The organism is Paraburkholderia lebeckiae, assembly GCF_050436225.1.
GTDB classification, from domain to species: Bacteria; Pseudomonadota; Gammaproteobacteria; order Burkholderiales; family Burkholderiaceae; genus Paraburkholderia; species Paraburkholderia tuberum.
In genome coordinates this window covers 648,420-661,468 of the sequence record NZ_JBNDLU010000003.1, presented here as the reverse complement: position 1 = coordinate 661,468, position 13,049 = coordinate 648,420, and the positions used below count along the sequence as shown (strand labels likewise).

General features: G+C 59.7%; 11 protein-coding genes and 1 pseudogene. 1 reads left to right on the top strand and 11 read right to left on the bottom strand.

Annotated features, from left to right (window positions below; translation table 11 throughout):
- Positions 1 to 115 precede the first annotated feature (115 nt).
- The 6 genes and pseudogenes from OKW45_RS37805 to OKW45_RS37780 form a co-directional block, all read right to left on the bottom strand.
- Positions 116 to 358 carry a DUF6429 family protein gene (locus tag OKW45_RS37805; protein WP_429473806.1) on the bottom strand — a complete coding sequence of 81 codons (243 nt, stop codon included), beginning with the start codon at positions 356 to 358 and terminating at the stop codon, positions 116 to 118.
- Positions 355 to 1,449, bottom strand: a pseudogene (locus OKW45_RS37800) (IS630 family transposase). The gene OKW45_RS37805 and the pseudogene OKW45_RS37800 overlap by 4 nt, the downstream one beginning before the upstream one ends.
- Positions 1,450 to 1,811: 362 nt before the next feature.
- Positions 1,812 to 3,953: a xanthine dehydrogenase family protein molybdopterin-binding subunit gene (locus tag OKW45_RS37795; RefSeq protein ID WP_429473805.1), complete on the bottom strand. Its 2,142-nt coding sequence runs from the start codon at positions 3,951 to 3,953 to the stop codon at positions 1,812 to 1,814.
- Positions 3,950 to 4,960 carry an FAD binding domain-containing protein gene (locus OKW45_RS37790; protein ID WP_429473804.1) on the bottom strand — a complete coding sequence of 337 codons (1,011 nt, stop codon included), beginning with the start codon at positions 4,958 to 4,960 and terminating at the stop codon, positions 3,950 to 3,952. The genes OKW45_RS37795 and OKW45_RS37790 overlap by 4 nt, the downstream gene beginning before the upstream one ends.
- Complete coding sequence (locus OKW45_RS37785; RefSeq protein ID WP_429473803.1) at positions 4,957 to 5,499, bottom strand: (2Fe-2S)-binding protein; 543 nt, start codon at positions 5,497 to 5,499, stop codon at positions 4,957 to 4,959. The genes OKW45_RS37790 and OKW45_RS37785 overlap by 4 nt, the downstream gene beginning before the upstream one ends.
- 354 nt (positions 5,500 to 5,853) lie before the next feature.
- A complete protein-coding gene (locus tag OKW45_RS37780) occupies positions 5,854 to 6,417 on the bottom strand; it encodes a hypothetical protein (RefSeq protein ID WP_429473802.1) in 564 nt (187 codons plus the stop codon).
- On the opposite strand from OKW45_RS37780, the gene OKW45_RS37775 reads away from it, so the two are divergent.
- The gene (locus OKW45_RS37775; protein ID WP_239499179.1) at positions 6,418 to 6,696 is read left to right on the top strand and encodes a hypothetical protein; all 279 of its coding nucleotides are present in this window, start codon (positions 6,418 to 6,420) and stop codon (positions 6,694 to 6,696) included.
- Between the two features lie 149 nt (positions 6,697 to 6,845).
- On the opposite strand, the gene OKW45_RS37770 is transcribed toward OKW45_RS37775, so the two are convergent.
- From OKW45_RS37770 to OKW45_RS37750, 5 genes are read right to left on the bottom strand one after another with little or no spacing between them, the layout of a single operon-like run.
- Positions 6,846 to 8,714 carry a tetratricopeptide repeat protein gene (locus OKW45_RS37770; protein WP_429473801.1) on the bottom strand — a complete coding sequence of 623 codons (1,869 nt, stop codon included), beginning with the start codon at positions 8,712 to 8,714 and terminating at the stop codon, positions 6,846 to 6,848.
- Positions 8,711 to 9,580 (bottom strand): peptidylprolyl isomerase, encoded by an 870-nt coding sequence (locus OKW45_RS37765; RefSeq protein WP_429473800.1) that lies wholly within the window; start codon positions 9,578 to 9,580, stop codon positions 8,711 to 8,713. The genes OKW45_RS37770 and OKW45_RS37765 overlap by 4 nt, the downstream gene beginning before the upstream one ends.
- A 14-nt stretch (positions 9,581 to 9,594) precedes the next feature.
- A complete protein-coding gene (locus OKW45_RS37760) occupies positions 9,595 to 10,713 on the bottom strand; it encodes a DUF2827 domain-containing protein (protein ID WP_429473799.1) in 1,119 nt (372 codons plus the stop codon).
- A gap of 33 nt (positions 10,714 to 10,746) precedes the next feature.
- Entirely contained in the window at positions 10,747 to 11,850 is a 1,104-nt protein-coding gene (locus OKW45_RS37755) for a DUF2827 domain-containing protein (protein ID WP_429473798.1), read from the bottom strand.
- Positions 11,847 to 12,986 (bottom strand): DUF2827 family protein, encoded by a 1,140-nt coding sequence (locus tag OKW45_RS37750; protein ID WP_429473797.1) that lies wholly within the window; start codon positions 12,984 to 12,986, stop codon positions 11,847 to 11,849. The genes OKW45_RS37755 and OKW45_RS37750 overlap by 4 nt, the downstream gene beginning before the upstream one ends.
- Positions 12,987 to 13,049 lie beyond the last annotated feature (63 nt).

Sequence of the window (13,049 nt, the reverse complement as noted above, 5' to 3'; positions counted from 1 at the left end):
ATCCACCCCTTACGCGGTCGTCATATGGAGCCGATTTCGTCGAAAGCGTAGGCGCGCGCCGATATAATCCGGTAACTTCCAGGTTACTAGTGTCGTGAGTTAGAAGTTCGTTGAATCAATTTCCCGTTCTTCCTTGAATGACGAAGTGCTGATTAAAGAGCCGTTCGGACTCGCGCAATCCTTCTTCGGTAAAGATCACGGACTTCGTCTTGTTGACTGGGACTTCGATGAAGCCTCGTTCGTAGAGCCGGTTCAGCACATCCCAGTCGAAACCCTTCCACGCGCGGTATCGGTCATGCAGGGTCAGGTAGAGAAGTACCAGGGCGACCTCATCAATTGCATCGGTATTGATATTCATGATGCTCCTGCCGCAGCTTTCCGGACCCGCACACAAAACCGTTCCAGGCTGGCCAGGATCTCATCAGCCGACTTGCTCCAGACAAACGGTTGGGGATTGGCGTTATAGACGTCCAGGTAATGGCGGATCGCGTCTTCGAGTTGACGGGTCGAGCGATGCGTACCGCGTCGAAGGTATTTTTCAGTGAGCGCAGCGAACCAGCGTTCGACCTGGTTAAGCCACGACGCCGAGGTAGGCGTGAAGTGAACATGGAAGCGGGGATGACGGGCAAACCAGGCTTTGATCTAGGACGTTTTGTGCGTGCCATAGTTATCCATCACCAGATGCACATCCAGGTGAGGCGGCACGCTGGCTTCGATAGTGCGCAGAAAGCGCACGAATTCGCTGCTGCGATGGCGCCGATGTACCTCGCCGATCACTTCACCAGTAGCGATGTCCAGCGCCGCGAACAGGGTGGTCGTGCCGTGGCGCATGTAATCGTGGGTGCGTCGCGCAGGGATGCCGGGTGCCAACGGCAACATGGGTTGCGTGCGATCGAGCGCCTGAATCTGGCTCTTCTCGTCCACGCACAACACCATGGCCTTGAGCGGCGGGTCCAGGTAAAGCCCGACGATATCCCGCACCTTGTCGACGAACATCGGATCGCTGAAGAGCTTGAACGTTTCCCGCCGATGCGGCTGCAATCCAAAAGCACGCCAGATCCGCGTGACCGCCGTTTGCGACAATTTCATCTCGCGAGCCATGGTGCGCGTGCTCCAGTGAGTCGCTCCAGGAGGCACGGACTCGAGCGTCTTCGCGATAACCGCATCGACGCGCGCGTCATCAATCGTCCTCGGCGCGCCGGGCCGAGGTGCATCGAGCAGTCCGTCCAGACGATGGATCACGAACCGCGCCCGCCACTTCGAAACCGTCTGCTGAGTGAGCCGCTGTTTCGCCGCAACTGTCCTGTTGTCCATGCCATCGGCACAGGCCAGCACGATGCGCGCCCGCAATGCCAGGGCCTGTGCGGTCTTGCGTCGCATCGTCAGCGCTTGCAGTTCTTCGCGCTCCGATTCGCTCAGCACGAGTTCCCCTTTGGGCCGTCCGCTCATCGTCGCCTCCTCGTATCAAGTGCCACACAGGCCCCTTTAGTACGTGATCGGCATCATTCAATGAATTTTTAACTCAAGACACTAGCGGCGACGAAATTGGACCCTTTCCCGGGTGGTTCACCCTTCGGCAGTCGTTTAACGGTAACCGGTTTCCCGCGTCGCCTGGTTCGCCCAGCGGAGAAACGACGCGCGATACTGATGCCTGAATTCGCGTAGTTCGTCACTGATCTGAACCGCGTCCCGCTGGGATTTCGAAATCCGGGAGGTGCGAGGCGGGGTGAAGAGCACGTCGCGGTGCGAAAGGCGCGCAAAACTGCGGTGCCGTCCGTCCTGAGCACTCAACTCACGACCCAGCCACATTGCTATCCCGCAGCGGCGTGCTGACTCGAAAGGCCTGCCAGTATCTTGCCCGGCAAAATGGGCAGGTCGCGCACACGCAAGCCAATGGCGTCGTAGACGGCCGCGGCCACTGCGGCATCCACGCCGGTCGCGCCGAGTTCTCCGATGCCTCGGGTACCGATCGCACTTGCATGCGGATCATACTCACTGACGAAGTGGATCTTGATATCGAGCGGAATGTCCGCATTCACCGGGACCGCCACGTTCGACAGATTCTTCGCGAGCCAGCCACCGGTATTGGGCTCCTGCACGCTTTCTTCCATCGTCGCCTTGCCCCAACCCCAGATGATCGCCCCCGTCATCTGACTTCGCGCCGTTTTCGGATTGATAATCCGGCCCGCGGAATAGGCACCCACCGCCCGGCGCAAGCGCACGAGGCCAAGCTCGGGATCGACGCCTACTTCGACAAAGATCGCACCCCACGTCCGCATCGCGTATGGCGTACCGTCGCCGTCCGCGCTGAAGCTGGCGCCACCCGGGAGCGTGAACGCACCGTCCGCGACCATCTCCGGTAGATTAGCCTGCCGCAGGCTCGCGCGAACGTCTTTCCCGCCGAGCGCATCGAGCTTCGCGTTGATTTCCCGGCAAGCCAGTGCGATCGCGCTTCCCGTGCTGCCCGTGGCGCTCGATCCATAGACGGGACCCGCCGGGTGAAGGTTGGTATCGCCCCACACAATCGACACTTTCTCGATCGGCAAGCCCAGCTCTTCGGCCGCGATCTGGCAAAAGACCGTCTGCGTGCCGGTGCCGATATCGTGCGTGTTCGCCTCGATCAGCGCCGTGCCGTCGGACCTCAGGCGCACGCGCGCCCCGCCGGGAAAGCGGAAATTGCCCATTGAGCTCGTCGCCATCCCATGTCCGATGCGCCACGCTCCGTCTCGTCGTGGCGTCTCGCCGCGCGTGCGCCAGCCATAAAGCCGCGCGCCTTCCTCATACGCCTCGCGAAGCTTTTTTGACGACCAAGGCTTGTTCGTATGCGGATCGACCTCGGCGTAGTTCGCCAGTCGTAGATCGAGCGGATCGATCTTCAGCGCCACGGCGAGTTCGTCCATCGCACTTTCGAGCGCCCATAGCCCCGGACCTTCCACCGGCGCGCGCATTGGCGTGGGCACGTTGATGTTGCGCCGCTCCAGCCACTGCTTGGTGCGAATGGCGGGCGACGCATAAAGCGTCTTGCTTGCTTCGCTTGCGGGCTCCAGGTGCGTGTCCGCAATCGCGCTCGAATTGACGATTTCGTGATCGATGGCGCTGAGCCGGCCGTCCGCCGTTGCCGCAAGCTTGATGTCCTGTTTCATCCACGGCTGATAGCCGACGCAGACGAACTGATCGTGACGCCGCAGATGAAGCTTCACGGGCCGCCCCGCGACGCGTGCCGCGGCGGCGGCAAGAATCTGGTGCGGCCACACATATCCCTTCGAGCCGAACCCGCCGCCCGTGTGCGGTGCGATCACGTGAATGTCGTCCGGCCTCATGCCGAGTGCCGCGGCTACGACAAGCGGCACATTCTCGCTCGCCTGAACCGCATCCCACAGCGTGAGCTTGCCGTGCTCGAATCGCGCAACGGTGCCCGACGTCTCCATCGCATTGTGGTGACGCGCGGCTTGAATATACGTCGCCGCCACGCTTGCCTGTGCGGTTCCGAGAATCGCATCGACGTCGCCCATCTCCAGATCGTCGCCGAGCATGCGTGGCTCGGGCGGCGGCTCGCGCGTCGCGGCGCCGGGAAGGATGGGGTCATCGCGCTCGCAACGGACAAGCACGGCATCGCGGCCGGCTTCCGCCGCCTCGATGGATTCCGCAAGCACGATTGCGACCGGCTCGCCTTCGTACCGAATCGCGTCGTTTTGCAACGGCAGTGCGAGCACCGCCGCTGGCGGCTGCACCGCACCGAATCGCGGCATATCGTGCGCGGTGAGCACCCGCACCACACCCGGCAAGGCAAGTGCCGCGGTGGCATCTACGTCGATCAGCCGGCCCGACGCCACGGGCGCGCCGACCAACGCCGCATGAAGCGTGCCGGGCGGCGTATTGTCAGCCGCGAATTTCGCCTGTCCCGTGACCTTCGCCAGGCCTTCCACGCGGGAGACCGCCGTGCCGATGCTCATGATCGCCCTGCTGCCGTCAGTAACGCACGCACCGCGGCATTGCGCGCCATCGTCACCTTGTAGCCATTGTGAGCGAGCGGCCGAGCGTCGCTCATCGCCGCGTCGACAATCGGCGTGACCACTTCCTTGGTCGGCGCCTGCCCGGCCAGCGACACCTCCGCTGCTGGAAGGCGCCACGGGCGTTGCGCCACCGAGCCAAGTGCAATGCGCGCCGACACAATGCGATCCCGATCGAGCTCCACGGATGCGGCTGCCGAGACCAGCGCATATTCGTAGCTGGCGCGCTCGCGGACTTTTACGTAGGCGGATCGTGCATCCGCGCGGATGGGTATGTGAAAGGAGACAATCACTTCGTCGGCAGCCAGTCTCGTCTCGAGCCGGGCGGCATCGCCGCCCATGCCGGCCGCTTCCTGCTGCGTCAGGTGGAACTCCGTCATCTTGATCATTCGACCGCCGTTCGGCCCGATGACCTCAGCTGTCGCATCCAGACAAGCCAGTGCCACAGCCGGATCGGACGGTTGAACCGCGACGCATGCATCGGTCCAGCCAAAAATTGCATGCCGTTCGTTGATGCCATTGCGCGCGGGGCAGCCCGACCCGGGATTGCGCTTGTTGCAGCCCCATGGCAACGGCGTTTCCGAACGAAAATAAGCGCATCGCGTCTTTTGCATCACATTGCCGCCGAGCGTCGCGCGGTTGCGCACCTGCGCCGAGGCGGCGAGCAGACAGGCTTGAGCCAGCGCGCTCGCGTGGGCGCCGACGAGCGCGTCTTCACCGATCACGTTCAGGTCCGTCAGCGCGCCGATCACCAGATCGTCACGCTCGCGCACAATACGAGCGAGACCTGTGAGTCCACCGACATCGATGACGCGATCGGGCGCTGCAATGCCGAGCCGCATCCAGTTGAGCAGCTCCGTACCGCCCGCGATGATCGCCACGTTGCCCGCCGCCAACGACGCGACTACCTGTTGCGCGGTTGCGCCACGCGCGTATTCGAAGTTTTTCATCGTTCGTCCCCGGCCGCGCCGGCGGCATCGAGTACGGCCGCCACGATCTGCGGATAGCAAGAGCAGCGGCACAGATTGCCGCTCATCCATTCGCGAACGCTCGCCTCATCGGTCGCGTGCCCTTCAGCGATGCAGGCGACCGCGGAGACGATTTGCCCGGGCGTGCAATAGCCGCACTGAAAGGCATCGTGCTCGATAAATGCCTGCTGTACCGGATGCAGCGTCCCGTCGGAGGCGGCGAGACCTTCGACAGTCGTGACCTCGCAGCCGTCACATTGCACGACGAGCATCAGACAGCTGTTCATCCGCTTGCCGTCGACCAGCACGGTGCAGGTGCCGCATGCGCCTTCATTACAGCCCTTCTTGGCGCCGCTGAGACCCGAGTCTTCGCGCAACCAGTCCAGCAGCGTGACGCGCGGGTTCACCATTGCGACCCGCGGCTGGCCGTTCACACGCATCGTCACCGTGACGCTGCTTGACCAATGCAGCCCGGCGTCTCCATCTGGACCTGATTGCTCCCCGAAAGTAGCGTCGTCCATTGCCAATTCCTTGCCGGTTTCAACAATCACTCTGCTTGTATATAGACCATATGGAGTCGATATCAAGGGACGATATCCCTCCTGCTTCCGCAACGTCTCCCAAAGAATCGATCCGGCTCGAACTGCAACGGCGAACTGCTCGCATGCGCTCGCTCGACACTTGCGCGCATTGGGCCGCATTTGAAGCCTGTGGGGCGACCGAGCGGAGCACCAAAAACATTGCAGCCTGGAGAACAGACGCCTGACGATTGATCCAAAAAAAAGAGTCGGCGAGGCGAACAAACCTCGCCGACCGAAAATGCCCCGGCTTTACGAGGGTCGCCGGGACAGGAGGGCCAAACCTTGATTAAAAAATTACTTGCTGCTCCCGACGCGCACGCCTGACAAGACAGGACCGGATACCCCTGAACTACCGTGCTGCGTCGAATTTGCTAGCTGATTCACGAAGGAAACGACTTCCGGCCAGTGATAGAATTTCATCCACACGAAAGCCGCGATCAGCACGGACGCCGTAGTCAGCGCGAACACTTTCCACGCGCGTCGTGATCGCGGTTTTTCGTCTTTCGCAGCAGCGAGTGCTGCGGCAATTGATGAAGACGGTTTGATCGTGCTCGTGAAGCGGATGTCGTTCACGAACACTTTCCCGGCTTCGAAACGGTTGTGCGGCGGAACTTGCGGCTGCTGCGCCGGTTTTGCTTCTTCACTGGCGCTAGATGCGCTCACGCGTGGCCGCTGCGGTTCGAAGTCCGCAGCTACAACCGCGAGTCGCGCAGATACCCTGTCGAGAAAAACCTGCACATCTGGTTGCAGGTAGCCGAGCGCATCTATCGATCCTTCATTCAGATGGTCCGCAATCGTCGCAAGCTGCGACGCGAACAGCCCCGGCAATTCCGAAATATCGGCCTGCTCGATCAGCACGTGGTGCTTGATCAATCCGCCGAGAATCGCGGCGCAAATGCATGTCAATGCGCACGTAGCCTGCGCCGGTACGCCAATTTGCGTGGCGACGTGATCACTCAGCACGCTCGCATCTCTGCCGGTCGCGCGAGCCACGAACGTGAAGCCCGCGTGTTCAAGCTCTTTCAGTTGACCGGTCGTATCGACCAGCTTTGCGCACTCGTCGTCAATGCGCGGGTTGATATCGCGCGACATCAACGCGCCGAATACCATGACAGTTTCCTCGCGCCCTTCCGATGATCGCGCCGCGAGCGCGGCAATCAGAATCGATCCAGCACGGCTGAAAACGTCCGCGATGGTCAGCGCAGGCAGTCCGATTTTCATCGCGATTTTTTGACGAACGAGGTCGTCAGCGCACGCGCTCAGTGCGGCGGAAAGATCGATCCGTTTCAATGCAGGCTCCCCATTGCATTTTCCGTTTGCTCAACCTGCGTTTCGTGACTGAGCGCGAGCACAGCAAGATCGCGCGTCAGCGCTTCGAAAACAGGCGTCCAGTCGCCGTATATGGATTGCCGGTAAAGGCGCGTGTTTGCGTACCACGGACTATCCGTGCGGTCCGTCATCCAGACCCAATGCGGATTAACGTCGAGCAGGACCCACGTAGGCACGCCCAGGCCGCCCGCCAGATGCGCAATCGACGTGCACACAGTGATGACGAGATCGAGGCCGCTGACGACTGCTGCCGTGTCGTCAAACGATGAGAATTCCGCAGCCGGATTTGCGACAGTCAGGCCCGCGCCGCGCAGATACTGCACGTCCGTTTCCGCGTCCATCTGCAGATTCACGAACGTGACATTGCTCATGCCTGCAAAGGCGCGTGCGTAATTCAGCGGATCGACCGAACGCAGTCCGTTGCGCTGATGCGTTTTGCTGCCGCTCCACGCGAGGCCAACACGCAATTTCCGGTCGTTCGGCAGATACTTGCTCCACGTCTGAACCTTCTTCGGATCGGCTTTCAGATACGGCTCGTCGGGCAAATCGTTGAGCGTCGCACCGAGTAGAAAAGGCAGACTGCCCACGGGCAAATGAAAATCGAAATGCGGCAGCGGACGCTGATCGTGCGGAATGATTGTCGGCACTTCATCGCCGAGGCTGCGTGCAAAAAGCGTTTGCAGACTGCTGAAACAGCAATAAACCAGCTTGCCGCCCTGCTGTTCCACGAATTCAGCGACAGCCGGGAGAAAACGCACAAACTGCAATGCATCGCCGTGCCCCTGCTCGCCCCAAACGAAAATCGTTTTAGCCTTCAGCGCTTCGCCGGTCCAACGTGGCGCGGGGATATTCGGCACGACATCACGCAGTTCCGGCGAACCGCTCCAGCGCGCCTCGTGATTTCGCCAGCCGTTTTCGTAGTCGCCGAGCAGCAATTGCAGCATGGCGATAGTCCAGATCAGCGAAGGATTTTCCGGATTGAAGCTCAGCGCCCGCTGCGCGATTTCGAGTGCAGCGGAAAACTGTTGCAACTCGCGCAGCACGTACGAATATGTCTGCAACGCGCTGACGAGATTCGGCGCGAGCGCGCACGCGCGTTCGGCTGCGACCAGGCTGTCATTGAGCTTGCCGGTTTTGAGCAGCACAGACGCGAGATTCGTCCACGCAAAGGCGTGATCCGGGTCTTCAGCAAGCGTCGCTTCGAAAAGCTGACGCGCCTCCTCGTACCGGTTCAATTCGAGATAGGCAGCGCCGAGGTTGTTGCGCAGCATCGGCAATTTCGTGTTCAGGCTGAGAGCCTTCTGGTATGCATCGAGCGCCTGCGCATGGCGTCGCGTCTGCTGATACGCGAGCCCGAGGCGAAACCAGTTCCCGGCATCGGCGGCGAAATGCTCGCAAAGAATGCTCGCGATATTTATCGCGTCATCGCCGCGCCCCATGCGCGATAAAGAATCAAACCAGTCGATAAGCCAAACATCGCCGCGTGCGCCGGTATTCCACACGCGCTGAAACCATTCCTGCGCATCGGCATCGTTGCCGAACCTGATCGCCACGCGCGCACGTTCGACAAGCGCATCTACGTTGTCCGGTTTGATGCTGAGTGCCTTATCGAGCAGTTGCTGTGCTTGCACGAGCCGCCCGCGCAGAATCATCAAGCGGCTGCACGCGATCAACACTATCGGCTGATCTGACTCCATCGCGCCCTGCGCATCGAGCAGTCGTGACGCGCCAATCAGATCGCTGCGCGTGATTTTATTTTCGACATCACCGAGCCATTTCAGTTGCGCGTCCGTCACTTGCTTCCCCGTCACTTGTGTCAGCGTCATTTCGATGCGCTCCGGAAAGTCTGTTGCGGAAGGATGGCCGATTTCTCTGCAAGCCGACCAATCAGCCCTGCCAAAGCGTCATCGTTCTTTTTGCCCTGCATCGCTTTGCGCATCGGTTCGCGTGCTTCGTCATAAGACGGAACCACCGTAGCGCGTCGATCATTGAGGCGCGCAACGATAACGCTGTCGCCGACGCGAACAGGCGTGCGCGTGATCTCGCCGCTCTTCAACGTCGCGATAACCTGCGCGAGCGGCACCGGCACACTTTGCGTGTGACCTTCTTTGATCGGAGTTTTGAAGCTGACCCATGCCGTTTGCACAGCACTGGCCTGCGTGCGTGCGACGACCTGATCAAACGAATCGCCGTTCTGAAGCAGCATCAACGCGAATCGTGCTGTCGGCTCATCGGCAAACACCATCTGGCTTACCTGATACTGATACGGCCCAAGTTCGCTGATGATTTCGTTATAGCGTTGGCGTACCTCGGCATCCGTGACTGGTTCAGCAGACAGATGCCGCGCAACGTACAACCGATTTTCGGTATCGATTTTCGCTTTCTGCATTGCGGCGCGAACCGCTTCCGTGTTGCCCAAGCCTTCGCGCTCCGCTGCCTGACGCAGCAATTCACGCGCAACGAGCCCTTGCAGAATTTCCACCCGCATCGTTTCCGGGCGGCCTGTCATCGCTTCGTCTAGTTCGACGCGATGCACGGCCACGCCGTTGACCGTCGCCACGGCATCGTCAGAAGCTGCGAGCGCCGTCGGCACGTGAAGTCCAGCCGCGACGATTGCCAGAACCATCAAACCCGTCACGCGCGGGGTACGTACGTTTTGCATGTGTGTTTTCCTCATCTGTGTTTTTCTCACGTGTGGTTCTCTGGTTAGGCCGCGACTAGCGCCGCGAGCAATTCGTCGTAACGGGCAATAAGCGGTTCGTGCGTGGCAAGGAAAGGTTTGATCGCTGCGCGCTGACGGGCGCGATACGTTTCCCAATTGCCGTTATGGTTTTTGATCGCGTGCACCAGCTTCTGCGCGCCTGCATCCAGATCGCCTTCCGGATAGAAGTATCCGACTTCCTTACACAGATGCGCGTTATGCACGAGCGCATATCCGTTCCAGGCCACATCGAAATAGAAATAGTTCAGCGCGAGGCCCCATTGATGCGACACGACGATATCCGTGTGCTCAGCCAGAAATTGCGGCGTGTCATGACGGCCAACGAAGCTGACCTTGCTGTCGCGCACCAGGTCCAGGTAATGCGCGATGCCAATAAATTCCGGACACGAGCGCGCCAGATGTTCAGCGTTCGTCACGTGCACGTAGCCGAGTTTTTCGCCAACTTGCCGATATGCGCTTTCCGCGATCAGCAGCGGATTCAGGCAGAACTTCAGCACGTCGATATTCGGTTCCATGATCGATATGCGTGCAAGCCCCTTACCCGGCCTGTATTCGCCTGCGAACGGCATTTCTTTCGTACGCATGTTGAGGCACATCGAGTCCCACACGAAAGGCACAGGGACGACTTTATGACGCCGCAGCACGCCGAGAAAGCCTGCGCTCGTCTCCATCACCTGGGGAATCACCCAAACCTGGTCATAGTTCTGGTTGATGAAAACGTGATCGGTCAGACGTCGCCCGAAAATCATCGCCTCAGTCATCTGCACGTATTCAGGCCCGCAGCAGTAGCTAACGATCTTCGTACCACGTGTTTTGAGATAGGCCGTCTGCTCGTTGCTGATCTGGCCGCCCAGCTCGATCAACACATCGAGACTGTCTTTTGCATCCGCGAACGCACGTGTCGGGAAGCGGTTCAAATCCCACGGCAGCGCGGAAGTAACGGCCACGTTCGTTGTGTTGACGAGCGTTACCTCGTGACGCAGCGGCGAATGCTGAAACAGCTTCGCCAGATACAGCGCGTTCTGCTTGATGCCGTTGACCCACAGACTTTCAGCTTCGTGGTGAAGCCCAATCGTGATACCGATTCGTAACTTTCGATTCATACTTCCCTCCTGTTTTTTATAAAGTCAAACGGTTCAGGCAGTGACGGCCGCCGCGATTGCCGCGCTGTACTGTTCGATATTTGCGGGCGCAAGCGGATCGAGCGTCGCGAGAAATGCCTGTGCTTTCGCCCTGTAGTCATCGAGGCTTGCGTCGTGGACGGCAAACGCTTCACGCAGCGCGAGGGCTCCCCCTTCGCAATCGAAATCCCCGTACCGATAGCCGCAGCCGCCCAACAAATCCGAGTTGTGAATCAGCGGATAACCGCCGTGCAGCGCTTCGTAATAGACGTAGTTCTGTGTGTTCTCCCACGTGTGCGAAACAATGGCGTCCGCTTGCTGCGTGAGAATTTCGTGGACCGGCAAACGCGGCTCGAATGTCGCGCGACCCTGCGTGACGAGATCGAGGCTGCGAGCAAAACCGACGAACTGCGCGTCGTTTTTCAGATGCATCGTGTTGAAGAACCGCGCATAGTCGATCAGGCCCGGTTGCTGCCGATGCGCAAAGTCTGCGAGTAGCATCGGAATATGCGACGTTTTCACCATGCAGATATTCGGTTCGAGCACAGCGAGCCGCCAATTCGACCGACCCGGCTTGTATCCGAACGCACCATTTGCCGCACGCTCAACAAGCGCAGGGCTCCACAGGTGTTGCATCGCCTTCACTGGCGCACGCAGTGCCGTCTCGTAATAGCTCGCGCAGGTTTTTTCGAACGCAGGCAACGTCCAGATTGCACTGTAGGGCGTGCCTGACACGAGCATTCCATGCGGCAGACCGAACATCATTCGCTCTATGTCGATCACGTAATCATTTGCTACGCGCATGCCGATGACATGACGACCTTTTTCGCAGAAACTGCGCGCCCAATCCGGATTAAGCTGCGCGCTCAGTTCGACGATCACGTCGAGCTTTTCTCGCGCCGTATCGAGGTCGATTACGGGCACAGGTGCGAATTCGAGAAATTGCGCTGCTGCTGCCGGATCGCCGTCGCCGCCGTTGACCAGGTACGCGGCTTCGACGTTGGGCGAATGCTTGAGCAGCATCGCCAGGAAATAGCAGTTCTGAAAAATGCCGTTTTCCCAAATGGACTGCTGGCCTTGACGCAGATAAATGGTCACGCCGACCTTTAGCTTTTTCATACTGCCACCCCCGCCTTTCTGGCAGTCAGGGCGAGCAGCAGTCGCGCGTACGCTGACGCGTTGGGCGGTGCATGTGGTGACAGCGACGCGAGGAAGCTGCGCGAACGCTGCAAGTAATATTTGTGGTGCGCGTCGTGTGAGCGGGCGCGAAGAAGCTGCGCCGCCCCGGCTTCGATGTCTGAATCCGGATAGTAGTAGCCGTATCTTTCGAGCCACGGCGAATTGTGGATAAGCGGATACCCACCGTACAGCGCATCGAGGTACAAAATGTTCTGGTCGTTCTGCCATTGATGCGCGATCACGGCATCGGCGTGCTGACTCATGAAACCGGCGAAATCGTGCCGCCCATCGAGCCGCACACGCTCCTGCCGGTTCAAATCCATCGAGCCGAGCAGAAAGGAGAACGATGGATGATCCTGCATCTGCACGCTGTTCAAGACGTGCAGGGATGTGACGGCATCCGGTTCCGCGCGGAAGGCTGCTTCAGCGATCAACATTGGAATCACGCAGCATTTGACGACTGAAATGTTCGGCTCAAACATGGCCACGCTCAGACTGCGACGTATCGGCTCGCCAAGGGCAGGTCGCGATTCGTAGCCGAACTTGAGTCCGGCTTTTTCGACAGCCGTGATTCGCTGCTCGATAAATGTGCTGTCCCACAGAAACGGCACTTCGACAACCGGACAGCGATGCAGCGTGCGCATCATCGGAATCAACGCACGATCCTTGCCGAGAATCCAGATTTCATCGCAACGTGTGGCGCGCGAGAAATAGCCGTCACGTTTGAAAACGCTTGGTTCGATCAGCCCCACATACGGCTGACCGCAGCAGAAAAAGACGACTTTCGAACCACGCGCGCGAGCGTAGTCGAGCCATTCGACATCGAGGCCCCCGCCCATCTCGAAAATCACATCCGGCAGTTCGACCAGCTCACGCGGGGCGACGAGCGGCACGCCGCTGGCAAGTGCTTCGGCTTCTGGCGGCAAACACGGCTGATCGCCGCAGTTCAGAAGCACAATATCTGTCACAAAAGGCAACTCGCGCAGCAGTTGCACAAAGTAAAATATGTTCTGCCCTAACCCGTTTTCCCATATGCTCTGCCCCGCGTGCGTGAGCACTGAAATCCCGATCTTCATTTCCCGTTTTCCCTCTTTTTAGTCTGTTGGTCCTTTCGCGCTAAAGCGTGCTCATTTCTTTTT

Excerpts from the sequence above, each read along its gene's own strand:
- OKW45_RS37790 (WP_429473804.1), bottom strand. The coding sequence starts at position 4,960 with ATGAAAAACTTCGAATACGCGCGTGGCGCAACCGCGCAACAGGTAGTC.
- OKW45_RS37805 (WP_429473806.1), bottom strand. The coding sequence starts at position 358 with ATGAATATCAATACCGATGCAATTGATGAGGTCGCCCTGGTACTTCTC.
- OKW45_RS37750 (WP_429473797.1), bottom strand. The coding sequence starts at position 12,986 with ATGAAGATCGGGATTTCAGTGCTCACGCACGCGGGGCAGAGCATATGG.
- OKW45_RS37785 (WP_429473803.1), bottom strand. The coding sequence starts at position 5,499 with ATGGACGACGCTACTTTCGGGGAGCAATCAGGTCCAGATGGAGACGCC.
- OKW45_RS37795 (WP_429473805.1), bottom strand. The coding sequence starts at position 3,953 with ATGAGCATCGGCACGGCGGTCTCCCGCGTGGAAGGCCTGGCGAAGGTC.
- OKW45_RS37760 (WP_429473799.1), bottom strand. The coding sequence starts at position 10,713 with ATGAATCGAAAGTTACGAATCGGTATCACGATTGGGCTTCACCACGAA.
- OKW45_RS37770 (WP_429473801.1), bottom strand. The coding sequence starts at position 8,714 with ATGACGCTGACACAAGTGACGGGGAAGCAAGTGACGGACGCGCAACTG.
- OKW45_RS37755 (WP_429473798.1), bottom strand. The coding sequence starts at position 11,850 with ATGAAAAAGCTAAAGGTCGGCGTGACCATTTATCTGCGTCAAGGCCAG.